This window comes from Desulfovibrio ferrophilus (genome assembly GCF_003966735.1).
GTDB lineage: Bacteria > Desulfobacterota > Desulfovibrionia > Desulfovibrionales > Desulfovibrionaceae > Desulfovibrio_Q > Desulfovibrio_Q ferrophilus.
This window is the reverse complement of record NZ_AP017378.1, coordinates 615,314-640,830: the sequence shown is the minus strand read 5'-3', so window position 1 is coordinate 640,830 and position 25,517 is coordinate 615,314. Positions and strand designations below refer to the sequence as shown.

Annotated in this window: 23 protein-coding genes; 10 read left to right on the top strand and 13 right to left on the bottom strand. The window is 55.7% G+C overall.

Features of this window, described 5'->3' with window-relative positions; genetic code table 11:
* Positions 1–160: 160 nt before the first annotated feature.
* From EL361_RS02955 to EL361_RS02945, 3 genes are read right to left on the bottom strand one after another with little or no spacing between them, the layout of a single operon-like run.
* Complete coding sequence (locus tag EL361_RS02955; protein ID WP_232034856.1) at positions 161–934, bottom strand: DUF362 domain-containing protein; 774 nt, start codon at positions 932–934, stop codon at positions 161–163.
* On the bottom strand, positions 927–1,697 hold the full coding sequence (gene xth / locus EL361_RS02950) for an exodeoxyribonuclease III (protein ID WP_126376468.1): 771 nt from the start codon (positions 1,695–1,697) through the stop codon (positions 927–929). Before xth ends, EL361_RS02955 begins: the two co-directional genes overlap by 8 nt.
* A gap of 13 nt (positions 1,698–1,710) precedes the next feature.
* Positions 1,711–2,388: a metallophosphoesterase family protein gene (locus tag EL361_RS02945; RefSeq protein ID WP_126376466.1), complete on the bottom strand. Its 678-nt coding sequence runs from the start codon at positions 2,386–2,388 to the stop codon at positions 1,711–1,713.
* Between the two features lie 109 nt (positions 2,389–2,497).
* On the opposite strand from EL361_RS02945, the gene EL361_RS02940 reads away from it, so the two are divergent.
* Positions 2,498–3,085 carry a 5-formyltetrahydrofolate cyclo-ligase gene (locus EL361_RS02940; RefSeq protein ID WP_172961613.1) on the top strand — a complete coding sequence of 196 codons (588 nt, stop codon included), beginning with the start codon at positions 2,498–2,500 and terminating at the stop codon, positions 3,083–3,085.
* Positions 3,076–3,816: a purine nucleoside phosphorylase YfiH/LACC1 family protein gene (locus EL361_RS02935; RefSeq protein WP_126376462.1), complete on the top strand. Its 741-nt coding sequence runs from the start codon at positions 3,076–3,078 to the stop codon at positions 3,814–3,816. Before EL361_RS02940 ends, EL361_RS02935 begins: the two co-directional genes overlap by 10 nt.
* A gap of 160 nt (positions 3,817–3,976) precedes the next feature.
* On the opposite strand, the gene EL361_RS02930 is transcribed toward EL361_RS02935, so the two are convergent.
* The 6 genes from EL361_RS02930 to EL361_RS02905 all read right to left on the bottom strand — a co-directional run bounded on the left by EL361_RS02930 (position 3,977) and on the right by EL361_RS02905 (position 11,697).
* Complete coding sequence (locus EL361_RS02930; protein WP_126376460.1) at positions 3,977–4,510, bottom strand: DUF2087 domain-containing protein; 534 nt, start codon at positions 4,508–4,510, stop codon at positions 3,977–3,979.
* A 454-nt stretch (positions 4,511–4,964) separates the two neighbouring features.
* On the bottom strand, positions 4,965–6,332 hold the full coding sequence (locus tag EL361_RS02925; protein WP_126376458.1) for a sigma-54-dependent transcriptional regulator: 1,368 nt from the start codon (positions 6,330–6,332) through the stop codon (positions 4,965–4,967).
* A gap of 111 nt (positions 6,333–6,443) precedes the next feature.
* Positions 6,444–7,811, bottom strand: a complete 1,368-nt coding sequence (locus EL361_RS02920) for an HD domain-containing phosphohydrolase (protein ID WP_126376456.1) — start codon at positions 7,809–7,811, stop codon at positions 6,444–6,446.
* A 33-nt stretch (positions 7,812–7,844) separates the two neighbouring features.
* Positions 7,845–8,786 carry a TIGR01777 family oxidoreductase gene (locus EL361_RS02915; protein WP_126376454.1) on the bottom strand — a complete coding sequence of 314 codons (942 nt, stop codon included), beginning with the start codon at positions 8,784–8,786 and terminating at the stop codon, positions 7,845–7,847.
* A 94-nt stretch (positions 8,787–8,880) separates the two neighbouring features.
* Positions 8,881–11,082, bottom strand: a complete 2,202-nt coding sequence (locus EL361_RS02910; protein ID WP_126376452.1) for a sensor histidine kinase NtrY-like — start codon at positions 11,080–11,082, stop codon at positions 8,881–8,883.
* Between the two features lie 9 nt (positions 11,083–11,091).
* Entirely contained in the window at positions 11,092–11,697 is a 606-nt protein-coding gene (locus tag EL361_RS02905; protein WP_126376450.1) for a DUF4390 domain-containing protein, read from the bottom strand.
* Positions 11,698–11,843: 146 nt separating this feature from the next.
* Between EL361_RS02905 and EL361_RS02900 the strand changes: the two genes are divergently transcribed.
* Positions 11,844–12,311: a 23S rRNA (pseudouridine(1915)-N(3))-methyltransferase RlmH gene (locus tag EL361_RS02900; RefSeq protein WP_126376448.1), complete on the top strand. Its 468-nt coding sequence runs from the start codon at positions 11,844–11,846 to the stop codon at positions 12,309–12,311.
* Positions 12,312–12,412: 101 nt separating this feature from the next.
* Positions 12,413–12,637 carry a hypothetical protein gene (locus EL361_RS02895; RefSeq protein ID WP_126376446.1) on the top strand — a complete coding sequence of 75 codons (225 nt, stop codon included), beginning with the start codon at positions 12,413–12,415 and terminating at the stop codon, positions 12,635–12,637.
* On the opposite strand, the gene EL361_RS02890 is transcribed toward EL361_RS02895, so the two are convergent.
* Positions 12,598–13,242: a 16S rRNA (guanine(527)-N(7))-methyltransferase RsmG gene (locus tag EL361_RS02890; protein WP_126376444.1), complete on the bottom strand. Its 645-nt coding sequence runs from the start codon at positions 13,240–13,242 to the stop codon at positions 12,598–12,600. The two genes, EL361_RS02895 and EL361_RS02890, sit on opposite strands and share 40 nt — an antisense overlap.
* A 164-nt stretch (positions 13,243–13,406) precedes the next feature.
* Here EL361_RS02890 and EL361_RS02885 point away from each other — a divergent pair, with 164 nt between their 5' ends.
* From EL361_RS02885 to EL361_RS02865, 5 genes are all read left to right on the top strand, one after another.
* Positions 13,407–14,348: an ACP S-malonyltransferase gene (locus tag EL361_RS02885; RefSeq protein ID WP_126376442.1), complete on the top strand. Its 942-nt coding sequence runs from the start codon at positions 13,407–13,409 to the stop codon at positions 14,346–14,348.
* 38 nt (positions 14,349–14,386) lie between these two features.
* Positions 14,387–16,045, top strand: coding sequence for an arginine--tRNA ligase (argS, locus tag EL361_RS02880; protein WP_126376440.1), 1,659 nt, complete (start codon positions 14,387–14,389; stop codon positions 16,043–16,045).
* A gap of 26 nt (positions 16,046–16,071) precedes the next feature.
* Positions 16,072–16,722 carry an SPOR domain-containing protein gene (locus tag EL361_RS02875; RefSeq protein ID WP_126376438.1) on the top strand — a complete coding sequence of 217 codons (651 nt, stop codon included), beginning with the start codon at positions 16,072–16,074 and terminating at the stop codon, positions 16,720–16,722.
* Between the two features lie 310 nt (positions 16,723–17,032).
* Complete coding sequence (locus tag EL361_RS02870) at positions 17,033–18,676, top strand: glutamate synthase-related protein (RefSeq protein WP_126376436.1); 1,644 nt, start codon at positions 17,033–17,035, stop codon at positions 18,674–18,676.
* 299 nt (positions 18,677–18,975) lie between these two features.
* A complete protein-coding gene (locus EL361_RS02865; RefSeq protein ID WP_126376434.1) occupies positions 18,976–19,737 on the top strand; it encodes a class I SAM-dependent methyltransferase in 762 nt (253 codons plus the stop codon).
* A 213-nt stretch (positions 19,738–19,950) separates the two neighbouring features.
* Here the strand turns inward: EL361_RS02865 and EL361_RS02860 are convergent, their stop codons facing one another.
* The 3 genes from EL361_RS02860 to EL361_RS02850 are packed head-to-tail and all read right to left on the bottom strand — an operon-like array spanning position 19,951 to position 24,757.
* Positions 19,951–23,058, bottom strand: coding sequence for an efflux RND transporter permease subunit (locus EL361_RS02860; protein WP_126376432.1), 3,108 nt, complete (start codon positions 23,056–23,058; stop codon positions 19,951–19,953).
* On the bottom strand, positions 23,055–24,110 hold the full coding sequence (locus EL361_RS02855) for an efflux RND transporter periplasmic adaptor subunit (RefSeq protein ID WP_126376430.1): 1,056 nt from the start codon (positions 24,108–24,110) through the stop codon (positions 23,055–23,057). Before EL361_RS02855 ends, EL361_RS02860 begins: the two co-directional genes overlap by 4 nt.
* Positions 24,107–24,757: a TetR/AcrR family transcriptional regulator gene (locus EL361_RS02850; protein ID WP_172961612.1), complete on the bottom strand. Its 651-nt coding sequence runs from the start codon at positions 24,755–24,757 to the stop codon at positions 24,107–24,109. The genes EL361_RS02855 and EL361_RS02850 overlap by 4 nt, the downstream gene beginning before the upstream one ends.
* Before the next feature lie 260 nt (positions 24,758–25,017).
* Here EL361_RS02850 and EL361_RS02845 point away from each other — a divergent pair, with 260 nt between their 5' ends.
* Positions 25,018–25,506 (top strand): SRPBCC family protein, encoded by a 489-nt coding sequence (locus tag EL361_RS02845; RefSeq protein WP_126376426.1) that lies wholly within the window; start codon positions 25,018–25,020, stop codon positions 25,504–25,506.
* The last annotated feature ends 11 nt before the right edge of the window (positions 25,507–25,517 follow it).

Below are 25,517 nucleotides of genomic sequence, written 5' to 3'. Positions count from 1 at the left end.
GGAGGCATATTAAAATCAGCCCTCAATCCTGTGTCAGCAGTTCTTTGACCACAGGCGGGGCGGGGCCAATTTCTAAAATACGAATTGCGACTGCCCCATGCCTCCCCTCCCCCCGTACAGTGCAACAGGCTTGGTTCCCGGTGCATTAAAGACCGAAGGATCATAGCGGCAGCAAGTGACCAACACACTCCCAGTCCAGCCCCAGCAACCCGGCAGCTTCGCGATCCAGGGCATAGGCATCGCCCCCAGCCAGGAGCCTGCCTACGGGGGGATCACAAGTCGGACCTCCCAAATGGAATGAGGACAGGCCCACGGAAGCATCCATGAGCGTCAGGTCCGGCAGAATGTAAGACGCCAGTTCACGCACGGACTGCTGCATCCGTCCATGGAACGATGCCTTTTTCCAGGAGCCATGCTGGCCCGCGTAGTGTTCGGGAGGGGGAAAGCCCATCATGTTCTTGATGGTTCCGGTCATGCCCGCCAGGGAATGGGCCTTGAGCATGGGTATGGAGATGATGAAGTGGGTAAAAGCCACGGCTGGCAACCACATCTGTGGAAACAATTCACAGGCCGGATTCTGACGCTCCACCAGCGGTGCGGTATTCAAATCCAGTAAGACCGCACCCATGCGATCTGCCATCCCCACATAGCCCAGAGCGGCAAATATCTCCGGAGTCTCGCGGCAGGCATCGCCGCAGCCTTCAGCGACAACGATTTCGGCATCCGAATGAGCCCGCACATAGTCAATGACAGCCTCTACGCACTCAACCGGCGTAGTCACGGGCGGAGGCGAAGCATTCACCAGATTCGGTTTGATGAGCACGCGCTGTTGTTCGGCCAGCACCTTGTGCGCTCCGCAGGCGTCCAGCACCCGAGGCACCGAGGTCGCATACGACTCGAACCCGACGCTGACCACCCCCTGCATCCTAGGCATCCAGATCCAGTTCCAGTCCCACGGGACAATGATCCGACCCCATCACGTCCTGTTCGATCCAGGCACGGGTTACATTTCCCTGCAATTCATCGGACACAAAGAAATAATCAATACGCCATCCAGCGTTACGCGAACGTGCACCATAACGGTAGGACCACCACGAATATTCATCGGGCTGTTCATTAAACATGCGAAATGTATCCACGTATCCATGATCGACGAATTTATCGACCCAGGCCCGCTCAATGGGCAAAAAGCCGGACGTCTTCTCGTTCTCTTTGGGGCGCTTCAAATCAATGGGCTTGTGGGCGGTATTGAAATCCCCACAGGCCACGATGGGCTTTATCTTTCGCAGCTCCTGAGCATACTCGAGGAAACAATCATAATATCCCAGCTTGAAGTTCAGACGCTCGTCGTCCTTCTGACCGTTGGGATAATAGATATTGAAGAAATAAAAAGACGGATACTCCAGCAGAATGCAACGCCCCTCGCCATTGTAGGTGTCATCAGGCAACCCGTAGGAAATAGACAGCGGTTCCTTCCGATAAAAGGCTGCCGTACCGGAATATCCTTTACGTTTCTTGCAGGAATTCCAGGCCACCTGATAGCCCTCGGGATTCCGATCCGTCTCGGTCAATTGCTCAGGCTCGACCTTGATTTCTTGCAACCCGACGACATCTGCGTCGCAGGCATAAAACCAATCCCAATACCCCTTCTTGATCACGGCTCGCAGGCCGTTGATATTCCATGAATAGAACTTCATCACTCTCGCTCGGCTAAAGGGTCTTCAGCTCGATGGACAATTCATCTGCGGTCAATCTGATTTGCGCATAACCACCGTGAGCCAGCATTCCGGGGTTGACCACCGGAGTCTTCCCCACATAGTCCAGAGCACGGCTTTCATGGATATGGCCTGTCAGACAGGCATCCGGCTGGACCCGCTCGATGAACTCGCGCACCGCAGGGCTGCCTACATGGCGGCCTCCGCCAAGATCATCAACCCTGGTTCCGTATGGGGGTGTATGCACGACCAGCAGCAATCTCTTCCAATCACTGGCGCGGGCATGCACAGCGTTCAACCAGTGCCCCAAAGTGGCATCCGGAACTTCACAAGGGGTCCCAAAAGGCGTCGGCGCCGACCACCCCACTCCGATCAGTCCAAACCCGGGGGCCAATTCTCGGGCTTCGGCGTGAATATTCACCCCTTTTTCCTCAAGCCAACCGGAGATGCCCGGACTATCCATGTTGCCAATCTGAGCCAGTACAACAGGATTGGCCTTTTGCAAAACGTCCATCACGCGGCGGGCGTCATCCACGCTGCCATGGGTGGTCATATCACCCGACATAATAACCCCTCTGGCGTCCGTCACCCCGGGAATTCTGGAAATATTTTGAGCCTGCCCGTGGATATCACCCACGCCGATCCAACATTCGTCTCGATTTTTCAAAGACATTCTCTTTTCAGTTTCAGCCCAAACAGTTACAGGAATAAGCACGCCGACGGACCGTCCGCCGTGCGTGACATGGAACTGTATGATACCCGACACCTGCCACGCAAGGCCCATGACCCAAAACACTGACTCGAAAAACCAGTTGCGAAAAAGCCTGATTCAGCAGCGAGCCGAACAGCCCGAAGCCCTTAGGCAGAAGCTGTCCACTGCCATTCTTGAGCGATTACGCGAAACACCGGCCTGGACCACGGCTCGCGAAATATTGACCTACATGCCCATTAGAGGAGAGGTCGATGTCAGCCCGCTGCTGGACGAATTGTGGCTGCATGGAATCAGGGTTTTGTTGCCTCGTTGTCGCCCTCAGGAACCAGGTCTCATGGATATCGCCTGCGCGACCTGCATGGAGGACCTGCGACCGGGGTTGTACGGCATCCCGGAACCAGCCCCCGAGAATTGCGCCGCCCTTCTTGACGTCAACCCTGATCTGATTCTGATTCCCGGAGTTGGATTTGATCGGCAAGGATTCAGGCTCGGTTTCGGGGCTGGATTCTATGACCGCTTTCTCTCAGCAAAACAGGCTCCCAATGCAGTGCTCATCGGGCTGGCCTATGGATTCCAGGTTCAACAGAATCTACCGCATGACACATGGGACGTCCCGGTCCACGCGATCATCACGGAGAATGAAACCATATGGATATGAACTATCTTCCCTTTGTTTTTCCCGGCCTGCAGAATATCGGCTGCGCCTTCGGACTGCGCGGCAAGGATTCCGGCCCCTTTGGCAGCAACAATATATCCCTCGATGTGGGCGACGACAAAGCCTCGGTGCGGGCAAACCGCAAGCACCTTCAAGACGCTTTGGGATTCGAATATTGGCAGGAGGTCCGCCAGGTCCATGGTCAACAAATCATCTTCGACCCGGAACCGGGCTCCATCGAAGAACCGGGCACCCTTGAGGCCGACGGCCTAGCCACCACCCGTCCAGGGCTGGCACTGGTGATCAAGACTGCGGACTGCCAACCCATCCTGCTGGCTCACAAAAGTGGCAAACATATCGCCGCACTGCACGCAGGCTGGCGGGGAAATGTTCTTAAATTTCCTGCTACGGGCGTACGAGACTTTTGTGAGGAATATGACATCTCCGCTTCCGACGTCATGGCCGTGCGCGGCCCGAGCCTGGGACCGGGCAAGAGCGAGTTCACGAACTTCGGTCAGGAGTTCGGCTCTTCCTTCGAGGACTGGTATGATCGGCAGACCCAATGCGCCAACCTGTGGCGCATGACCCGTGATCAACTGGTCAGTGCAGGCATCCCCCCAGCCAATGTCTATGCCCTGGACCTGTGCACCATGAGCCTGCCGGAGCTGTTCTTTTCCTACCGTCGTGAGCAGGTGTGCGGACGCCAGGCGAGCATCATCTGGATCAGGAGCTAGCTTCCCGCTTTATACTCCCGCCCAATAACACGCACTGAACATCAGTGTATACTCTGGTCATCCCAAGACGCGATGAACAATCAAAATAAGAGCAATGGAAGGCTGACACCCGTCAGCTCTCCATTGCCCTCTTGTCGGTATAATCAGACAAGACCTTGGACTATTGGCGCAGATGCTTCAAAAGCTCAATGGCTTCTGCGGAAGGCTGGCGCTCAATCCGCCGATATTCCCTGCCGTCTGCTGTCCTTGTGACAAGGCCACGGTCCACAAGTTCACGTCTCAAAAGCGCGTAATCACCAAACAGATGCTGCTCATCCAGCCAGTCACTGATTTCACGCTCTGACAAGGGCACTTTCGCGGCAATCCGCGACCACATCACCCAGAGGCACAACATGCGCATGGTGAACTTTTTGGGCCAGCGGGTAAGCCGTCCCTGCGCATCAAAGAAGCGCACAAGCCGCTTGACTCGCCGGTAGTCGACATCGGCAGGCAACGGCCTCGGGACATCGAGGTTCGTCCGAGCATCCTGTTGCGCCCGAAAATGCTGAAAATTGCGGTATCCACCTGCCTTGGCAAGCAGGTTCAGCATTTCGACATGACTGGGCGCACGCTCCAGCCCATCAAGCTGGCGGCGTAAAGACTTGGCAAATACAGAGATATCATCCACGGGAAAAGGCAAAGGGGATTTGGACATGACTTATCCTCACTCTCATGCCAACCCAAAGACATGGGTTGCCGGTGGTCACCGTCTTCCGACTCGGCACGGGGATAAGGTGTCGATTGGAGGTAGAAATGGCAGGTTTAGCTCCCCTTGCGGGGCGGTGACGCCTGGGTGAACTGCCGACCAGCCAAGGCACCATAGCCAAAGCGATAGGGCTTCGCAACCCCTAGATAATCTCAGTTTAAACGAGATGAGGCGACCGAACATACATAGCCTTCAGTGGAATGAGCGACTCTCGCTCAAACGCTGTGGAGAGCTGAGACCAGAAGCACTACCGAAGCGATGGCAATTCAACAAAGCAGTCACCTTAAATTGAGCGAGCGCAGGGCACGGATTTTTCGCTTGGCCGAAGTGTATCAATTCATACATGAGAGTCGGCGGGGACCAAAGCAACGCCGAAATCGTGCAGCTTGCGGTCATTTTTCCTTTACTGGATGTCGTAAGACTTGAGCTTGCGATACAAATAGGACCGCTCCAGCCCGATGGATTCGGCCAGCCGGGTGATGTTGCCCCCACACTCCTCAAGCTTCCGGCGCAGAAAAGCGGCCTCAAACTCCTGCCGTGCAGCCTTGAAGTCCACCACACCTGCGGGGATGCTCCCTGCCGCAGTACTCTCACCCCCGGCCACGGAACGGGTAAACTCATCAGGCAGATCTTCGATACGCACCTCATCGCCACCATGCATAATCAACATCCGCTCTACAAAATTCTTGAGTTCCCGAACATTGCCCGGCCAAGTGTAACGAGTAAGCGCTGCCAGGGCCGAGTCAGCAAAACGTAACGGCTTAAAGCCGTGCATTCTGGTCAATCGTCCCACAAATTCATCAATCAACAGGACGATATCCTCAACACGCTCGCGCAGTGGCGGTACGGTCAGAGGAAAAACCTTGAGCCTGTAATACAGGTCCTCGCGGAATCGCCCTTCCTTAATCTCGTCCATCAGGTCCTTATTGGTCGCGGCAATAACCCGCACATCCACGGACATGGTCCGTCGCCCGCCCACGCGCTCGAACTTCTGCTCCTGAAGGATACGCAAAATCTTGGCCTGGGTTTTGAGGCTCATGTCCCCAATCTCATCCAGAAAAAGAGTTCCCTTATCGGCCAACTCGAATTTTCCCGCCTGAGCCGAATCTGCACCAGTAAACGCGCCTTTCTCATGGCCGAACAATTCGCTTTCGATGAGTTCTTCGGGAATGGCTGCGCAGTTCACAGCCACAAGAGAACGGTCTCCCCGCTTGCTGCTGTCGTGAATCATGCGGGCCACGATCTCTTTGCCGGTACCATTTTCGCCGGTGATGAGCACCCAGGCATCAGTGGGAGCCACTCGCTCAATCTGCCCACGCAACAGCGCAACCCCGTCGGACTGACCGGTCAGCTGATGGACCTGACTTGAGGTCAATCGCTGGCGCAGAGCAATATTTTCACGTCGGATGGAGTTGAACTCCAACGCCTTGTTCACACAGACAATGACTTTCTCCAAGGACAGGGGCTTCTCGATAAAATCAAAGGCTCCCTTCTTGATGGCGCTCACGGCCGTCTCGATATTGCCATGGCCAGAGATCATGATCACCGGAGGAGGGGCCGCCCCTTCGCGAACACGAGTCAAAACCTCAAGGCCGTCAACTCCTGTAAGCCAAATATCCAGCAACATAAGATCAGGAGTTCGGTCCTCCAGATAGGCAAGCGCGGCTTCCCCACTCTCGGCCTCATCAACTTCGAATCCCTCATCTTCAAGGATGCCCCGAAGTGAAAGGCGAATGTCCTTCTCGTCGTCCACAACCAGGATATGTGCCATACCTACGATACTCCTCTGAAGAAAAGCCAGAACTGGCCCTTCACCTTCTCCATAAACGCAAACACCCGGCAGGAGCAAGACCTACCGGGCGTTTCAACCTGGCGAAAACAATCATTCAAAAACGAAATCACCCTCGACGAACAGAGACAGGCAAGCATCGACCACCTCAGGGTCATACCGCGATCCTCTCCCTGCACGAATCTCCTGCAGCGCCCGGTCCAGTCCCAGCGCAGCCCGGTAGGGGCGATGCGAACTCATGGCTTCCACCACGTCCGCTACACAGATGATCCGCGATTCGTGCAGAATTTCATCCCCGGATAGCCCTTGCGGGTAGCCGGTTCCATCCAATCGTTCATGATGCTGCAGCACGATATCTGCGACGGCCCAGGGAAAGGGAACACCGGACAGAATATCGTATCCGACCTGAGAGTGGGTGCGCATCAGTCCCATTTCCATCTCCGTCAAACGTGCTGGTTTGGATAGAATCTCAGCGGGAATATAAATCTTTCCGAGATCATGCAGCAGCCCAGTCACGCGAATGGCATCCAATTGATCCCCCTCCAGGCCAAGTCGCCGGGCAATGGCTACGGCCAGTTGTGCCACCCGCTGCTGATGCCCGGCCGTGTAGGGATCACGCTTCTCGGAGGTCACGACCAGAGCCTGGACCGTAGCCTCCACCGTCTGGCGCAATTTGGCTACAGTATGCCGAAGTTCGCGCACTGTTTCCTTACGGCCACTGATATCCCTGAAGGCCAACACAGCCCCCATCACCCCGTCATCATCATTCTTTACGGTTCGGCAGGAGACCTCCACAGGAACTGTCCGATCATTACCCAGATGCAACGAAAGAGAATCGGAGCGTTCGGATGAATTCCCGGACAAAGCCAGAGCCACCGGATCGACCAGCTCCCCCAGCACATCATTGAACGTCAGAATTGATTCCAGAGGCTTGCCCTTGAGTTCCTGTTGTGAAGTGGACGCCATCGCTGCGGCCACGGCGTTGGTATAGGTCACCATCCCTGAGGGATCGGTGGAAATAATGGCTTCTCCCACACTATCCAACGTGGTCTGCATCCACATGCGATCTTCGCGTCGCAGGCGCTCCATACGATGCCGATAACAGGCCATTTCAATGGCCGCGTGCAACTCCCGGTCTTCGAATGGCTTGATGATATAACCGAAAGGTTGTGTAATCTTGACCCGTTGCAGAGTTTCATCGTCGGCATAGGCAGAGAGATAGACTATGGGTAAATCCACTCTGGAATGGATTTCGGCAGCAGCCTGGACACCGTCCATCTCGCCGGCAAGCATGATATCCATCAACACGAGATCCGGAAGCAGTTCCGCCGCGAGTCGCACCGCATCCTCGCCAGTCTCCACTTCGCCCACAATCTCATACCCCAGCTTGGACAAGCGATGTCTGATATCCATGGCGACAATGGATTCGTCTTCTACAACCAATATCCTCAGACAGGACATGCGACCCCTCTCGATGTATTTCCCGGATGCACTTTACCCGGAGGTATTGATAGCCTCACTCAAAGCGGACCCAAGCTCGATCATGCGAAATTGAAAACCCTCGGCCAAAAGTCGGGTCGGAACAGCGCGTTGGCTGGCAAGTACGGTTTCGTCCGCCATTTCGCGTCCCAGCAACAGGCGCAATGCCGCTGATGGCACAGGTAACCAGGAAGGGCGATGCACAGCCCGCCCCAGAGCTGTGCAAAAATAACTCATGGACACCGGCGTAGGGGCACAGAGGTTATACACCCCCTCAGCCCGATCATTCTCCAGCAGCCAGCGAATGGCCCCCACCTGATCAGACAAATGAATCCAAGGCATCCACTGCTCCCCGTTCCCCAGCGGACCTCCCATAAAAAACCTGAACGGTGGCAGAAATTTGGCAAGCACCCCGCCCGTTCCGATGACAAGACCTGTTCGAATCACAACCTGTCGGACATTCGCCACGGCAACAGATGTTCCAACGGTTTCCCAGGCCAAGCAGACCTCAGCCAGAAAGCCCTCGCCCTGAGGCTTGGTTTCATCCAGCATTTCACCATGCTCTGATGCTCGGTAACCGTAATACCCGACAGCTGAGCCCTGAAGAATCACCGCCGGAGGCTTGGTGGCCTCCAACGTTGCGCTTGTCACCGCTTCGGTTGCACGAATCCGGCTATTGAGAATTGCAGCCTTTTTCTCGACAGTCCAACGCCCATTGGCAATACCCTCGCCCGCGAGGTTGACCACTGCACTCTCCTGACCGGCATTGTCCAGTAAACGAACAAGTGGAGCCGAATCGACTCCGTCCCAGGCCACGCAATCGACTCCGGGACCGAGCACTGCTCGGGCCTTTTCCGGCAAACGACTCGGCACAGCCACGCCATGTCCGGAACGCTGCAGCTCCGCCACAAGCGCTCGACCAATGAAGCCCGTTCCACCGGTTACTATGACATACATGGAATCCCTCTCAAGAATCACACACAATTCATGAAGCTATATTCTACAGCAAGAGGCAGAGAAGGGAAAGGGTCAGAAAAAAGAAAGGGAAAGATCAGGACACGGGAAGTTCGATGACCACGGTGGTCCCTCTCTCAGAACCCGGGACGGCCCGGACATACCCGTGGTGATCGCTAACGATGGATTTGACGATAGTCAGGCCAAGACCGGTGCCGCCTTTCTTTTGTGAAAAATAGGGTTCGAACAGCCGGGAGCGTTCCTCCTGACTCAAGCCGGGCCCGTTATCCCGGACTTCCATTCGCACCCAGCCCGTCACGGCATCGTGCGACACATGCACCAGGACAGCGGCATCCTCCTGCCCGCCCAGAGCTTCAGCAGCGTTGGTCAGCACATTGATCAATACCCGACGAATACTATCCCGATCCATTCGAATCTGCGGAATGGAAGCATCAAAAATCAACTCCCAATGGATAGCACTGTGGCTGTGCTCGAACATGTCCACGACCTCCTCGATAAGAGGAGCCGGATAGTCCATACGCAGCTCAACCTCGGGAAGTTTGGCAAAGGCAGAAAACTCTTTGACCATTCCCTGCATATTTTCGACCTGACGCACAATGATGTCCGTACATTGAGCCAGCACCGGATCATCAACCTTGGAGGCAAATTTACGCTCAATGCGCTGGGCCGAAAGCTTGATCGGCGTTAGCGGGTTTTTGATTTCATGAGCAATACGCCGGGCAACTTCACGCCAGGCAGCCACGCGCTGCATCTTTTCAATGTCGGTAATATCCTCGAATACTGCCACTAGACCGGCCGGTTTGCCGTCTGCAGAATTCAAGGTCACGCAATTCACAAGCAATTTCAGATCACGACTTCCAAGATTCAGGTCCAACTGCCGCTGCCACTGGGAAAAGGGACTTTCCATCAGCTGATCGAACACTTCCCGCAACATCCCCAGATATTCGCCCTGAAGGAGATCCCGCGGCTTGCGCCCCAGAATCAGATCACCATCCAGGCCCAACATGGATTCAGCGGCCTTATTCACGGTGCTAATACGCCCCTGGCTGTCCAGGGAAATCACGCCCGCTGTGATGTTGTCCAGCAAGGCCTCAATGTATCGCCCCCACTGCTCAAGCTCACGGTTCTGGCGATTGAGCTGCAAGTTGGCCTTGGTCAGCCGGGCACGGCTCTGTTGCAGGTCTTCCGCCATCTGGTTGAAGCTCTGCACCAGGAAACCCAATTCATCACTGGCGCTGTCATCCAGCCGAACAGACAGATCACCACGAGCCACACGTTGAGTGCCCTCGGCCAAGGCCTGCACGGGTGCGGAAAATTCCTTGGCCAGACGAATGCCAAACCAGATTGCCCCCATGACAATGAGCAAAGTGACCACGGCCAGGAGTACATACAAGGCCAATTTCCACTGGTGCTTCATAGTTCGAATCTGCTTGTACTCACTAACGCCCTGGACGATCTGGTCCAGCTTGTACAGCAGACCATGCCCGATGCTTTCGCCCAGCAGGATATAACCTGTTTTGCCATCATCCACGGGCATCAGCCCGATCACCATGTCGGCTCCCGGGCCAGGACGAATTGTCGACCAGAACTCGGGGTGTTCCTTTTGGCTCTCCCAATTGATAGACCCTTTGATGTCGGGCCAGAGGTCTTCCCACATGGCCTCGGCATGCCAGTTCTGCTTGGTGCCATCCGGCCGGACCACACCAACAACCCCCAGATCATATTCCTGACGCTTTTCCTGGAGGAACTCATCCATGGCTTTGCCACCCCAGGCGTACTTACGCAGAACGATTCGATCCACCAAATGACCGGCCCGTCGTTCAAGGCGCTCCTGAGACGAGGTATAAAAGGCCTGCCCAACCTTGAGGGCCTGCTCCAGAGAATCTTCGACCTGAGTCTTGAACCAGAAATCCACGGAGGTCTGTACGAACATCGCGCCCAAGACGAACATCAATACCGTGGGCACAATGGACAGGGTGAGAAAAGCCATGACCATGCGAGAACGCAGGCGTGAACCAAGGACGTTACGTCGTCGTTCCAGGAACAACTTGACCATATTGCGCAGCACCACGAACAGCACCACGAACAAGAGAATCACATTGATATTGAAAAGTCCGAGAAAGACGAAGGAACTGATTTCACCAAAATACTTGAGCTCCACGCCAGTCAGGATGACCACCACGAGCAAAAGGCCCATGGCCAGGAGCAATTCGCGCTGTCGGCGCTTTCGCTCTCGGGTCTTGCCCACATTGACCTGGATGGATTCCGCGGGATCCATGGCGCTCACCTAATAGGTAAAATCAAGCTGATAACTGGTTGGGGGGTAGACGTCGAAAGACCAGAAGAAAACCACGTATCGCAGCCAGACCGGAACGTCAGTCCGATCCAGGGAAATATCAAGCTTCAATTGATAGTCATACCCGGGGGTCAGGGCTTCCCAGGAACCGAGATCAAGGGTCAGACCACCCCAGGCACCAATGAGGAGTGCAGCCAGATCCTTGCCACGTCGCGGAGATTCTTCTCCGGGGAGTTGCAGGCGATATTCATCGGCCAGCACATCCTTGGATACGGTGCTGCTCCACTCGGTTTCGGCCAGTCGGGTATCCAGCCACATCCGCCCCCGGCGGGAAACCGAAGCGTCGCAATTCAGGACAACGGTGGTCCCTGCATCCAACTCCTTGCGCAGCTCATCCAGCCCGGACATCCGCACACCGAAACGCACACTGATATTGCCTTCCTGATTATCAAGAATCAGGCTGCCCAACTCGAGTTCACCAGCTTGGCAGCGGGCAGGAGCAAGCCCTGCGCTCAGGGCCACAGCGCACAGCAAGACGCACAGCGTCCACAGACGCCCTGCCTTGGGTATGGTATTGATCAAGCCGGTGCGGTGCACAGATTACGACTCGTTGAATTATCGCGGTTTCTTGGTGCAAAACATTTTCTGAAACAGGGGAGGGTTGCCTCCCCATGCAATTCCTGACAAGTAAACCAAGGCCCGTTTTTTTACAACCTACAGAGGGCCAAACAGGCGATAATCCCATGCGAAAAATATCATTTATTTGGATAGGCAAGCTCAAGAAAGGCTGGTGGAAAGAGGCGGCGGAGCACTACATAAAACGGCTCACCCCCCACTTCCCCATCAAGCAGACTGTACTCAAGGATGCTCCCGGGCATTTGCCTCCCGAAGAAAAGAAACTGTGGGAAGGCAAAAAAATCCTGGAAAAGATCGGCCCCGGGGATTTTCCCGTTGTCATGGACGAACACGGCAAAACCATGACCTCACCACAGCTCTCGAAAAAGCTCATTACCTGGACCGAAGACCCGGCAACCTCGCCCTGCTTTATCGTAGGCGGGGCCTACGGCCTGTCCGATGCGGTCCTTGCCGCCTGCCGCTTCAAGCTCGCCCTGTCTTCCATGACCTTCCCCCACGAAATGGCCAGAGTGATTCTACTGGAGCAGCTGTACCGCGCTGCCGCCATCGCCAAAGGCAGTCCATACCACCATTAACCGGGACTGGGGGCAAGCTTTTCGCTGTGCCATATCACTGCTCTTTACCGCGGCAGGCTTTTGTGGCATCTGCACCCCGAACCCGTAACAGGAGAACGCTCATGCCCCTTCTGGACATCACCGTTTTGGAGAAACTCGAAAAGTTCATCACCTCTGGCGATCTGGCTTTTGAATTCGAGCATGCCGACGAAGACAAGCGCTTTGAGATTCTGGATTTTCTGGAAAAGCTGATGGATGTTGCCGAACTGGCCGACGAACAGGCCACCAAGTTGATCTTCAAGGAAGGCTACTTAGAGATGCTTGCCGGAGACAGCGACCAGAAATAACGCCGACCACCGGGAGCCGGATAGCCTGCCACCCCTGTGATGGTCCAGCCCGGGAATTCTCGCGGCGGCTTCTCATTGGCCATAACCACGCATGAGCCCTCCGGTGTCAACCACGGGCCAACCAGGGCCAACAGATCATCCCAAGGCATAAAGGCCCGGCTGAGCACGAGATCCACCGGAAAGGACCCCTGTGGCAACTCTTCCACCCGACAACCGGCAACAACAGTCCGTTCCAAACGCATGTGCGCAAGCACAAATCGCATGAAAGCGACCCGTTTCTTGCGAATCTCCACCAGAGTATACTCGCCAGCCTCCCAGAACACGCGCAGCGGAATTCCCGGCAAACCAGCGCCAGCACCCAGGTCCAGAGTTCGTGGTGAATCGGGCAGGGACAACTCGACTAGAAAGTCGGCCAGATGCCAGGAATCAGCCACCAGATTCGAAAGCGCATCACGCCAGCGGTCTGCACCCACGAGATTCATGGAGCGGTTCCATTTGGCAAGGGTTCCCAGGTACTCTGCCAGAAGCATGGCCTGGCGTTCATCCAGGTCACGTCCCAGGCTTGCTGCCAGTTCGGCGACATCATTGGGGCTAGGCTTTCGCATGAATATCCTTTAAAGAGATACACGATTTCAACGTCCACAGGGGCGGAAGAGCCGGTTCATACCCCGGCACCCCTGAGTGGGCAAGCACAGACTCTGCACCGGATTAATCGACATGGGCGCCGCACCACGCCAGGCGCCGCATCAGAATATATGGAGGACAGACCATGAATGCAATCACTCCGCTGACGGCGGTGCTGTTCCCAGGCCAGGGCTCCCAGGTCAAGAATATGGGCCGCGACCTTGCCGAGGAAGATTCCGACTACATGTACTGGTGGACCAAGGCCGAAGCCATCAGCCAGCAGCCACTGCGTGAAATTTACTGGGGCGGTGACGATCAGGATATGGCCGACACCCGGGCCTTGCAGCCCGCGCTGACCGTAACCAACCTGACCCTGTGGATGCATGCCGCCAAAAAAATCAAGGCCGACAGTTTCGCCGGACATAGCCTGGGTGAATATGCAGCCCTGGCCGCAGCCAAGGTACTGGATGTGGAAAAGGTTTTGGAGCTGGTCTCCCTGCGCGGCAAACTGATGGCCGAAGCCGGAGCACCGGATCAGGGCATGACCGCCCTGCTGAAGCTTTCTCAGGAGGACGCCGAGGCTCTGGTCGTGACCGCCCGTGAGCAATCCGGGGCCGAGCTGATCGTGGCCAACTACAATACGCCCGGCCAGTTCGTGATCAGTGGTCAGAAGCCTGCCTTGGAAGCTGCTGCCGCCATTGCCAAGGAGAAAAAGGGCCGGGCCATCCCCCTGCCCGTATCCGGCGCCTTCCACAGCCCGCTGATCGACGAAGCCGCACAAGAGTTGAAGGTCCAACTCTTGAAGGCTGACTGGCGCACCCCCGAGGCCGACGTGTTTTTCAACGCCACGGCAAGCACCGAGGGCAACCCAGAAATCATTAAGGACATCATGTGCCGCCAGATGGTCAGCCCGGTCCGCTGGATCGAAATCAACCAGACCCAGTATCGGGGCGGTAGCCGGACCTTCATCGAAATCGGCCCCAAGGGCGTCCTGGCCAAGATGCTCGGACAGAACCTGAAAGGGCTGGATAAGGACTGGACCGGGACCAACCTGGACACCATGGCTGCCATCGACGAAGCCGAATAGAACGACAACGTTAACAAGCAACAAAGAGAATATTTACAATGCGTGCAAACGAGACCCTACGGAAACTGCTGGCTGCCTTCGTGGCTGACAATGGCTTCGAATGGCCTGAAAAGACCACCATCGAACCACCCAAAGACGACAAATTCGGTGATCTGGCCACCAACATGGCCATGATGCTCACCAAACAGGCAGGAAAGCCTCCGCGGGAGATCGCTGCGGACATCCAGGCCTTTATCGAAACCAAGGCCTCAGAGATCGAAAAGATCGAGATCGCCGGACCGGGCTTTTTGAATATCTTTTTCAGCCCTGATTTCTGGCAACAGACCGTGCTGGATGTGCTGGGTGACAGCGACGAATACGGCACTCTGGAAATGGGCCAGAACAAGCGGGTGCAGGTGGAATACGTTTCCGCCAACCCCACAGGCCCCCTGCACATCGGTCACGGACGCGGTGCTGCCCTGGGCGACAGCCTGACCCGCATCCTGCGTGCTGCCGGATACGACGTGCAAACCGAGTACTACCTGAACGATGCCGGGCGCCAGATGCGCATCCTGGGCAATTCTGTCTGGTTCCGCCTTCAGGAGATTCTGGGCCGCGAGGTCGAGACCCCGGAGGATCTGTACAAGGGCGATTACATCAAAGACATTTCCCAGGCCTTGATTGATGCCGAAGGCGAGGACTGGTTCAACATCGCCCCCGAGGATGAAATCCTGACGCTGTGCCAGGAGACCGCCATGGAGGAGATTCTCGAAGGCATCAAGCTGGATCTGGCAGAGTTCAACGTTGAGCACGAAGTCTGGTTCTCGGAAAAGAGCCTGGTCGAGACCGGCGCTGTGGACCTGACCTTCACACGCCTGCGAGAGGCGGGACTGGCCTATGACAAGGACGGGGCCTTCTGGTTCAAGTCCACCGACTTTGGCGACGACAAAGACCGCGTGCTCAGGAAGTCCGACGGCTCTTTGACCTATTTTGCCTCTGATATCGCCTATCATGACAATAAATATGATCGTGGCTTTGAGATGCTGGTGGACATCTGGGGTGCAGACCACCACGGCTACGTGCCGCGCATGAAAGCTGCGGTACAGGCCCTGGGCAAGGAAAAGGAATCCCTGCAGGTCTTGCTTGTGCAGTTGGTCAACCTGCTGCGCGGCGGCGAACAAATTGCCATGTCCACCCGCGCTGGTGAATTCGAAACCCTGGCTGACGTGGTCTCCGAGGTCGGTGCTGACGCTGCGCGCTTCATGTTCCTGTCTCGCAAGTCTGACAGTCATCTGGATTTCGATCTGGAACTGGTCAAGCAGAAGTCCATGGACAACCCCGTGTACTATGTCCAATACGCCCATGCCCGCATCCAGTCCGTGATGCGCAAGGCCGCCGAGCGCGGCGTCGAGGCTGTCTCCGTCGACACCAGCCTGCTGGCTGCCTTGGACACTCCGGCAGACCGCCGGCTCCTGAAACTCATGGAGCAATATCCCGACGCCCTGGCGGCCTCGGCCAGAACCCTGTCTCCGCATCATGTCAGCTATTATCTGATGGAGCTTGCCGGAGCCCTGCACAGCTACTACCATGCCAACCAGATCCTTGGAGCTGAAACTCCAAGCCAGGTCGGCGCACGCATGCTGTTGCTGGACTCCGTTGCCCAGGTCCTGCGAAACGGCATGGCCCTGCTGGGCGTCGATGCTCCGGATTCCATGTAGCTTCACCAAGAGGAAAAGACCCAATCATGCCCCGCGAAGCCAAAAACAGGGAACGAAAAGAGCAGAAAGAACCCAAGCGGTTCAGCTTCAGCCTGTCCAGTGCAGGCATGGTCTCCCTGACCGTGGTCAGCGCGGCAGCCTTGGCTTGGGTCTTCATCCTTGGCGTTCTGGTCGGGCGCGGCTACAAGCCTGAACAAGCTGTTCCGCAACTGGCAGACATCATGCCTCGGGTTGAACAGCAAACTCAGGAACCCGAAGCCGTACTCAAGGCCGAAGAACTTGACTTCTTTGAAACCCTGAAGAAGAAGCCTGGCGCCACGACCAAAGCACCTCCGGCTTCCAAACCCAGGCCCAAGGTAGCTACTGCCGAGCAAACAGCTCAGGCCAAGGAACCAACAACCAAACCTGAGCCTCAAGAGCAATCCACGGGGCAGCAGTTCCGCTATGTCTATCAGGTGGGTTCACTCAAGAACCCGGACATGGCAACCGCCTTTGTCGCCAAGCTGAACAAGGCTGGTTTAAAAACAAGCATCGAGCAGGCACAGGCTGCAGGCGCGATCTGGCACCGGGTACTGGTTCATTACACCGGCACCCCGGAAAGCACAGAGGCCCTGAAAGCCACCCTGAGTACGATGGGCGTAGTAAAACCCATCATGAAGTCCAAGCTACCTCTATAGCTGAAAACACCCTAAATTAACAAAAATGTAGACCAGGCTTCGCAAGAATCCTGGTCTCTTTTGTCTCTTTTGTTAAAAAATAAAAAAATGCAACTACAGCATCACAACAACATTTGTACAATGCAACAGTTATCCAGCAGCCAGCAACAAACGATTATTAATTGTTATACAAAAAACACAAAAGAAACCGATTATCTTTCACATTTTATTACAAAAGACAAGGAACAACATTTCGTTGTCAATTCCTTTCAAAAGTCCTAAAAGTACCCCCATTCTGCAAATACACAATACCAATGAAAGGGGTAGGACAATGTCACACTGGCCCAAGGGCAATGATGTTCTCGGAACTACCAACAGAGGCAACGCAATCGAGTCGGGCTTGTGCACCCTGTGCCGGGCAGACTGCAAAGGTAAATGCGAAACGTGGCTGTCCAGCCTGCAGGGACGCGAGACTTTGTACCCCCGTGATTTCGGGCTCGTTACCGCAGGTAGCGGAAACACCGATCACGTTGGAGTATCATATAATTCCCTGCGCATTCAGGGCTCCAGCTACGGTGCACAAGGCATGAACGGTAACCAGGACAAAGCCGATAGTGGCGACTGTCTGTTTACCGATGTCACTCTGGAAACCTCCTTTGGCAACGAAGTCAAAACCAAATGCCGCCTGCCCTTCATGACTGGCGCTCTGGGCTCGACGTTTATCGCCGCCAAGTACTGGGATTCCTTTGCCGCTGGCTGTGCCCTCGTCGGTATTCCCATCGTGGTTGGAGAAAACGTGGTTGGTGTCGACCGGAATTCCATCCTCGAAAATGGTCGCATCCAAAAGGCTCCTGAACTGGAACGCCGCATCGACACCTATCTCCGCTATCATGATGGCTATGGTGGGATGATCGTTCAGATGAACGTTGAAGATACCCGCAACGGTGTTGCCGAGTATCTGGCCGACAAATATGGCGACAAACTGATCATTGAACTCAAGTGGGGTCAGGGCGCCAAGAATATCGGCGGCGAAATCGAAGTCACCAGCATCGACTACGCACTGTTCCTGAAGCAACGCGGCTACCTCGTGGATCCCGATCCAGAACTCCCCGAGGTCCAGGAAGGATTCAAGGCTGGTGCCATTCACTCCTTCGCCCGACACAGCAGACTAGGTTACACCAACCTGGACAGCTACGAGAAGGTGCAGGACGATTTCATGAACAGCGTTAAGTACCTGCGTAGCCTGGGCTTCAAGCGCATTACCCTTAAGACCGGCTCCTATGGCATGGAATCCCTGGCCATGGCGATCAAATTCGCCTCCGAAGCCGGACTGGATCTCCTGACCATGGACGGCTCTGGCGGCGGCACGGGCATGAGCCCCTGGAACATGATGGAAGCCTGGGGTGTACCGTCGCTCTTGCTACACTCCAAGGCCCACCAGTATGCCTCCCTGCTCGCCGAACGAGGCAAACGCGTGGTGGACATGTCCTTTGCCGGTGGTTTCGCCAAGGAATCCAGCATTTTCAAGGCATTATCCTTGGGCGCTCCCTTCACCAAGCTGGTCTGCATGGGCCGCGGCATGATGATCCCCGGCTTCCTGGGGACCAACATCGAGGGTGCGCTGCACCCCGAGCGTCGTGAAGCCATCAACGGCAACTGGGACAAACTGCCCTCCACCGTGAGCGAACGCGGCAACACCGCCGACAAAATCTTCGCCGGTTACCATACCTTGGAGCAGAAGATCGGCAAGGACGAAATGAAGAAGGTGCCCTACGGCGCCATCGCCATGTGGACCTGCATGGACAAACTGTCCTGCGGCCTGCAGCAGTTGCTCGCCGGTGCCCGCAAGTTTGACCTGGAAGACATCAGTCGCGATGATATCGCTTCCTGCAACCGCGACACCGAGCGCGAAACAGGCATCCCCTTCATCACCGACGTGGGCGACGAGAAAGCTCAGAAAATCCTGTTGGGATAATCCCTCCTCGACGCAACTGACAGCAAATAAGGCCGTCCGGACTCAACCGGGCGGCCTTTATCTGTTCAAGGATTGCCTTTCATTCTGACTGAGGATATGCAGTTGGCGTGAGCCGAATTTTCGGACACGCCAACCCGTAATCCGCCCCAAGGCGAGGTTTTTTTGAAAAATAAGGATCTTGTGTAGGAACCCGCTCTCGGTTGTGAAGCACCGCCCTGAACATCAGGGCGTTCCATCCCACCAGACCGGATTCCGACCGCACCTGTGTCGGACTCCATACCAATACGGAGACTGCAACGATGCAGGAAGAACGACTGATTGAACTTCTCGTCAACCTTCACGACGGATTGTCCCGGCTCGGCCCCGGCAATGCCCCGTCCACCCTTCGCGCCCTGAGAATGTGTCGGGAACTGCCCGCAACACCCGACATCCTTGACGTCGGATGCGGCTCAGGTTCTCAGACCCTGGTCCTAGCTTCGGCCACTCAGGGGCGCATCACGGCAACGGATCTGTTCCCGTCTTTTTTTCAGACGCACCTTGAAAAGGTCGCCCGCAAAGAAGGACTCGACGAACGCATCCGAACCGTTCAGGCCGACATGAATGACCTCCCTTTTGACGAAGAATCCTTTGATCTCGTCTGGAGCGAAGGTGCGGTCTATATCATGGGATTTGACAACGGCTTGACCAAATGGCGTCCACTAGTTCGCCCCGGCGGCTATCTGGTGGTCAGTGAGGCCTCGTGGTTCACTGATAATCCACCTGATGAACTCTGGAAGTTCTGGACAGCTCATTACCCGGGTATGCGCAGTGTGCAGGCCAACCATGAAGCCGCACAGTCGTTGGGCTGGACATCCATTGGGCATTTTCATCTGCCCGTTGAAGCCTGGACCATCGACTATTACGGCCCACTCAGGGAACGTCTGCCCATCTTCCGCGCGGCCAACGCCAATGACGCCGACGCTCAGGCCGTGGCCGACATGACCGAATACGAGATGTACCTCATGGACACCTATTCGGAACACTTCGGCTATGAGTTCCATATCCTGAGGCGAAACGACTAGGTTCAAGTCACAAATAATAAACAGAAAGGCCCGCGCATGCGGGCCTTTCCTTTTGGATGAATAAGTCAGGTCTGAATATGAAGGTGGCCCCGACCGCGCCAAGGGGGGGGGAGGCGCGGTTGGGACCACCAGAGTGGAGAGTCAGGGGGGGAGACTCTCCAAATCATTTCCGAACACAGGTCGTTCAAAAATAACAGGACACTTTGCAATGGGTTATTTCTTCGCAATCTTCCTGTGCTTGGAGAAACCATCAGCCAGCGAGCACAATGAAGGCACCACTACCAAAGTCAACAACGTGGAGAACAACAGACCAAAGATCACAGCCACGGCCATGGCTCCCCACCACTGCGAGGACTCACTGCCAATCTCCCAGGCAAAGTTCATGAAGTCGAAACTCACGCCTGTGGCCATGGGCAACAAGCCCAGAATCGTGGTGACGGCAGTCAGCACCACGGGTCTGAAACGAGTCTTACCCGCCTGAATCAGAGCCTCGCGCACGACCATACCGCCTGCCTTCAACTGGTTGTAATAATCAATAAGCACAATGGCATTATTGACGACCACTCCTGCCAGACTGATCACTCCCACACCTGTCATGATAATGGAAAATGCCGTCCCTGTGAGCAACAGCCCAACGAACACGCCAATCAATGACAACACGACAGAGGTCAGGATAATAAACGGGGTGACAATGGAATCGAACTGCGTCACCAGCACGAGGAAAATCAAGAACAGCGCGGCAATGAAGGCCTTGCTCAGAAAGTCCGATGCCTTCTGTTGCTCTTCCTGCTCTCCGGTGAAAGAGAAGGAGTAGCCACGCGGAAGATCCATGCCCTGCATGATCTTCTGCACATCGGCAATGACATCGTTAGCCGTACGACCAGAAACATCCGCAGAGATGGTCACAACCCGCTTCTGGTCAATGTGCTTGATGCCACCGATGCCGCTGGTCATCTCCACCCTGGCCAGGCTGGTCAACGGCACGGGAGCACCATCGTTGCCGGACACGGTGATACGTCGAATGCCTTCCAGGGTATTCCTATCCTTTTCGGGTAACTTGGCAATGATATCGTATTCGTCTTTGCCCTCACGGTACGTCCCCACCTTGGAGCCACCCACGGCGGTCCTGACGGTGGAACCGACGACGCTGGCAGACAATCCGGTGATGGCCGCCTTTTCCTTGTCTACACGGATACGAATCTCCGGCTTGCCCTCGATGTAGTCCGTCTTCAAATCCACCAGACCGGGAATATCCCGAATGGCAGCCATGATCTCGTGAGTCAATTCGCCAAGACGATCCATATCGGTGCCCACGAGCTCCATGTTCACCGGGTCCCCGGCTGGAGGCCCCATGGCCTCTTTCTCCACCCGAACCTCAGCACCCACAAGGGCCGCCTTCAATCGGCTACGGGCATCGTCAACCACAGCCGACGACGAGATGGAGCGCTCCCGGAAATCCTTGAACTCCAAGGTCACCTGCGAGACATGGGTCCCCGCACCTTCACTGGAGAACGGATTACCGCCCGAGGTTCCTACCTGGGTGATCACATGATCCACATCCGGATACTCGGCCACCAATTCCTCGGCCACCTTCACGATGCGATCCGAGGCGTTCAGGTTGGTACCCACAGGGGCTTTAATGTGCACGTAGGCACGCTTGGGATCGGAGTCGGGGAACAACTCCACCCCCTTGCCGAACGCACCAAAGACCATGGCGGAAGCAACAAGCAACGCAAAGGACAACCCAACGACTAGCCCCCGATGATCCAGAGCCCAGTCCAATAGCTGTACGTAACGAATCTGCACTCCATCCAGCAGCACATCCATGCGCCGGGGCTTGGCTTGCACAGAGCGCACGGTCTGATATCGGGAGGAAAGCACCGGGTTGATGACCAGGGCGACAAACAGCGAGGCCGCCAATGACATGATCACGGTCTGGGGCAGATAGGTCATGAACTCACCCATGATGCCCGGCCAGAAGATCATGGGAATGAACGCGCCCACAGTGGTCAGGGTCGAGGCAATAACCGGCCATGCCACCTCGTCGGTGGCGATCATGGCAGCCTGCTCGCGGGTCGCACCCTCCTGCATGTGTCGGTAGATGTTCTCAACCACGACGATGCCGTTATCCACGAGCATGCCCAGAGCAAGAATCAAAGAGAACAGAACAACCATATTCAGGGTAATGCCGAACGCCTGAAGCAAGACAAAGGTCACGAGCATGGACAGGGGGATCGACAACGACACGAACACCGCACTGCGTCCACCGATGAAGATGAGGACAACGGCAAGCACCAACACCAATCCGGTGATGATGTTGTTCTGCAGGTCGGAAACCATCATCCGGATATCCTTGGACTGATCCGAAAGGGTCTCCACCTTGAGGGTGGGAGGAAGCTCGGCCTGAACTTCCTTCACAGCCTTGAGCACGCCTTCAACGGTCTGCACAATGTTCTCGCCTGTGCGTTTTTTGACCAGCAGAGTCACACTCTGCACGCCGTCCAGGCGACTCATGGTGTCCGGGTCCTTGGCGGCGTCTTCAATGGAGGCCACGTCGCGCAGGTACACGGGCTTGCCGTCGCGAACAAAGGCCACGATGGAGTCGATTTCACTGGGATGCTGAAAATCCTCGGGAACACGGACCGTGTATTTCTGGTCCCCGATATCCATTGTCCCGCCCGGCATATTGACGTTGGCTTCCTTGACCGAAGCCAAAAGACTGTCCACGGGCATACGATAAAAGGCCACCCGATCCAGGTCGAACAGGACGTGAATCTCACGCTCCAGTCCACCTACGATCTCGGCATCGAGCACACCGGGGACGGCTTCCACACGGTCTTCCAACTCTTCGGCAAAGACCTTGAGGCGCTTCAGAGAAAATGGCCCGGACAAGACTAGATTGACCACGGGTTCATCCGAGAAGTTCATTTCGGTGATCAACGGGTCATCATCCAGATCCGATGGCAAATCAGGCTTGGCCTGGTCCACCTTGTCCCGAACTTTCTGCATGGCATCGTCGATGACAACATCAGGATCAAACTTGACCGCGATGACGCTGTATCCATCCTGGGAGGTGGAACGAATCTCCTCAACGCCCGACACACCGGTCAGTTCGCGTTCCAACGGGATGGTCACCAGCTTTTCCACATCCGCCGGAGCAACGCCCTCATACTCCGTGGTTACAAAAACAAAGGGGATCTGAATGTCCGGATTGGACTCCAGAGGCAACGAGGAATAGGCGGATAGCCCTGCCAGAACAATAAAAACCATCAGCACCATCACCGTGGACTGGCGCTTCAGGGCAGCTCTGTTGATGATCATTGCACGGACACCTTCACGCCTTCCTCAACCTCGGCCTGCCCTGCAACAATGAGGTTCTCGCCTGCGATCAGCCCATCAACGACCTGTACCAGGCCGCCCTGAACAACACCGACCTTCACGGTCCGTGAACGAGCCACGCCCTTGTCCTCGACATAGAGTACACGTTCGCCACCCCGATCCTGAATGGATGACAGGGGCACGGCAACGGCATCGGCTATCTCGCGACGCAGGAAGGAGGCACGGGCCAGCATGCCGGGACGGATGGCCCCATCGGCATTATCGACCAGCACACGGGTACGGAAGGTCCGCGTTCCAGAGTCAGCCTTGGAGGAAATAAAATCAATCTTGCCGGTCCAGTCACGACCAGCCCAGGCATCCACGGTAACACGCACCTTGTCACCGGGATTCAGATAGCGAACGTCCAGTTCGGGAACACTGACATACACACGCACGACATCGCGGTTGACGATATCCACCAGGTTCGTGGCCTTGTCCACGAACTCGCCTGAATCCACGTGCAGTTCATCCACCACGCCGTCCACGGGCGACAGCACCTGCCCATAACGATAATTAGCCTGGGCCTCTCCCGCCGAAGCTCGCGCCTGATCCAGAACAGTCAAGGTTTCGTCCAGCTCTTCACGGCTGACGACACCCTTGGCAAACAACTGGCTCCGGCGCTGGGCCTGTTGTTCGGCCAGCCGCAAAGCGGCCTGAGCCTTGTCCAACTGCGCCCTCAGGGAGGCCACATTGATCTTCATGATGGGCTGACCCTTGGCCACGCGTCCACCCTCGGCAGGGCCGATCCATTCAACCCGCCCCGAGGTCTCAGCGGACAAGGTGACATCCTGCGAAGCTTCGGTTTCGCCCGGCAGAGTCAGAATATCAGACAGCACCACAGGCTCGACACGCGACACGGCGACCTGCACAATCCTTTCAGTTGCCTTCAATTCCGATTTGACCTCGGCTTCGGCAGTCTTCTCGCCACAGCCAGAGAGCATTCCCAAAAGCCCCACCAGCATGACAGATACAATGATACCCCTCAGCAATTTCATTCCTGTGTCTCCTTGACCGCCCGGATTCCTCCCAGCGTAAATACAGTCATATGTTGAGCCGCGCGATCGATCTCGCCTTCGCTGCGCAGCGCCTCGAACATCTCGGGATCAACAACGTATCCCACAAAATAGGTCAGCACCTGCCCGATGATGGAATCCAGGCAGTTCACCAACTGGTTCTGCGCGTTGCTGCCCAGCAACCGGGACACGATGGGAGTCAGATGCTCAAACATCTGCTTGTGATTTTCGCATCCCTCATCGGAATTCCTGAACAACCCGTCGGTCAACTCCCGCATAAAGACCTTGGCCCGACGATACGAGGTTGTGGAGTCCTGAGTTGCCAACAGAATTCGCCTGAGCATCGCCTTGTAAAAGGCGTTAACTTTCTGATCATCAGAAGCATCGTCAGGCAATCCCATATCCAACGGATATCTCTCCTGAGCAGACATCTTCCAGCTACGGAGCACCAACAGAAAGAGGTCCTTCTTATCCCGGAAATGATAATTCACGGCAGCAACATTGGCATCGGCACGTGCACAGATCTCGCGCACAGTTGCCTTCTCGAAACCGTACTCCGCAAAGACATCCGAGGCAGCCATCTGAATACGGTCCTTGGTGCCTATCTTTTTTCCGTCCATCTTCGTCATGATATCTCCAGCAACAATTTCAAACATCGTTTTAAAAAATGATTGAATTGATGTATTACTTTCTCTGGCTTTGTCAACAAACATCAAGAAAAAAGATGTAAATATATGTTATAGTACTAAATTATTTACTTTTATATGCACACTCGAAACGCACGACAATACAGCAGTACACCTTGCGAAAAATGTTCACCCAGGGTTGACCCGACACCAACTTCATAGTTCATGCTTGGATTTTCACTCACCACAACCAGGAGAATTTCATGAACCCGATTCACGCCAAGCGCTTCGCCGAAACCAAGGTCATGACACTGCTCGCACCGCCCCAAAAGGTCTTTCCACTGCTCTGTCCGGTCCGCGAATACGAGTGGGTTCCCCACTGGCACTGTAAGCTCCTGCACACGGAGTCCGGCCTTGCCCACAAGGACTGCGCATTCACTACCAACTTGCTGGATCTTGGACACGAAGTCTGGACCTGCACGCGTTATGAACCACCGCGCAGCATAGAATACGTGCGCTTTGCACCCCTCGGAATGATCACCCGATTGACCATTACGCTCGGAGCGACTGAGAACGGAGGCACGCGACTGATTTGGGAATTGGTATTCACAGCAATTTCGGACAAAGGCGAAGAGGCCCTTGAGCACCTGCGCCAAGGGAGGTACGAACAGACAATGACGATCATCGAAAAAGCACTGAGCCATTATCTGCGCACAGGGGAAATGCTCAGTCAGGTGGACAACGCCTGGTGAACTCAGGAGGA

Bases quoted from the DNA above. Each gene is read 5' to 3' on its own strand.
- EL361_RS02865 (WP_126376434.1), top strand. From the start codon at position 18,976: ATGCAGGAAGAACGACTGATTGAACTTCTCGTCAACCTTCACGACGGA.
- EL361_RS02850 (WP_172961612.1), bottom strand. From the start codon at position 24,757: ATGACGAAGATGGACGGAAAAAAGATAGGCACCAAGGACCGTATTCAG.
- EL361_RS02955 (WP_232034856.1), bottom strand. From the start codon at position 934: ATGCCTAGGATGCAGGGGGTGGTCAGCGTCGGGTTCGAGTCGTATGCG.
- xth (WP_126376468.1), bottom strand. From the start codon at position 1,697: ATGAAGTTCTATTCATGGAATATCAACGGCCTGCGAGCCGTGATCAAG.
- EL361_RS02845 (WP_126376426.1), top strand. From the start codon at position 25,018: ATGAACCCGATTCACGCCAAGCGCTTCGCCGAAACCAAGGTCATGACA.
- EL361_RS02860 (WP_126376432.1), bottom strand. From the start codon at position 23,058: ATGATCATCAACAGAGCTGCCCTGAAGCGCCAGTCCACGGTGATGGTG.
- EL361_RS02925 (WP_126376458.1), bottom strand. From the start codon at position 6,332: ATGGCACATATCCTGGTTGTGGACGACGAGAAGGACATTCGCCTTTCA.
- EL361_RS02855 (WP_126376430.1), bottom strand. From the start codon at position 24,110: ATGAAATTGCTGAGGGGTATCATTGTATCTGTCATGCTGGTGGGGCTT.
- EL361_RS02945 (WP_126376466.1), bottom strand. From the start codon at position 2,388: ATGTCTTTGAAAAATCGAGACGAATGTTGGATCGGCGTGGGTGATATC.
- EL361_RS02870 (WP_126376436.1), top strand. From the start codon at position 17,033: ATGTCACACTGGCCCAAGGGCAATGATGTTCTCGGAACTACCAACAGA.
- EL361_RS02900 (WP_126376448.1), top strand. From the start codon at position 11,844: ATGCGAAAAATATCATTTATTTGGATAGGCAAGCTCAAGAAAGGCTGG.
- EL361_RS02890 (WP_126376444.1), bottom strand. From the start codon at position 13,242: ATGCGAAAGCCTAGCCCCAATGATGTCGCCGAACTGGCAGCAAGCCTG.
- EL361_RS02885 (WP_126376442.1), top strand. From the start codon at position 13,407: ATGAATGCAATCACTCCGCTGACGGCGGTGCTGTTCCCAGGCCAGGGC.
- argS (WP_126376440.1), top strand. From the start codon at position 14,387: ATGCGTGCAAACGAGACCCTACGGAAACTGCTGGCTGCCTTCGTGGCT.
- EL361_RS02920 (WP_126376456.1), bottom strand. From the start codon at position 7,811: ATGTCCTGTCTGAGGATATTGGTTGTAGAAGACGAATCCATTGTCGCC.
- EL361_RS02910 (WP_126376452.1), bottom strand. From the start codon at position 11,082: ATGGATCCCGCGGAATCCATCCAGGTCAATGTGGGCAAGACCCGAGAG.
- EL361_RS02895 (WP_126376446.1), top strand. From the start codon at position 12,413: ATGCCCCTTCTGGACATCACCGTTTTGGAGAAACTCGAAAAGTTCATC.
- EL361_RS02875 (WP_126376438.1), top strand. From the start codon at position 16,072: ATGCCCCGCGAAGCCAAAAACAGGGAACGAAAAGAGCAGAAAGAACCC.
- EL361_RS02930 (WP_126376460.1), bottom strand. From the start codon at position 4,510: ATGTCCAAATCCCCTTTGCCTTTTCCCGTGGATGATATCTCTGTATTT.
- EL361_RS02940 (WP_172961613.1), top strand. From the start codon at position 2,498: ATGACCCAAAACACTGACTCGAAAAACCAGTTGCGAAAAAGCCTGATT.
- EL361_RS02935 (WP_126376462.1), top strand. From the start codon at position 3,076: ATGGATATGAACTATCTTCCCTTTGTTTTTCCCGGCCTGCAGAATATC.
- EL361_RS02915 (WP_126376454.1), bottom strand. From the start codon at position 8,786: ATGTATGTCATAGTAACCGGTGGAACGGGCTTCATTGGTCGAGCGCTT.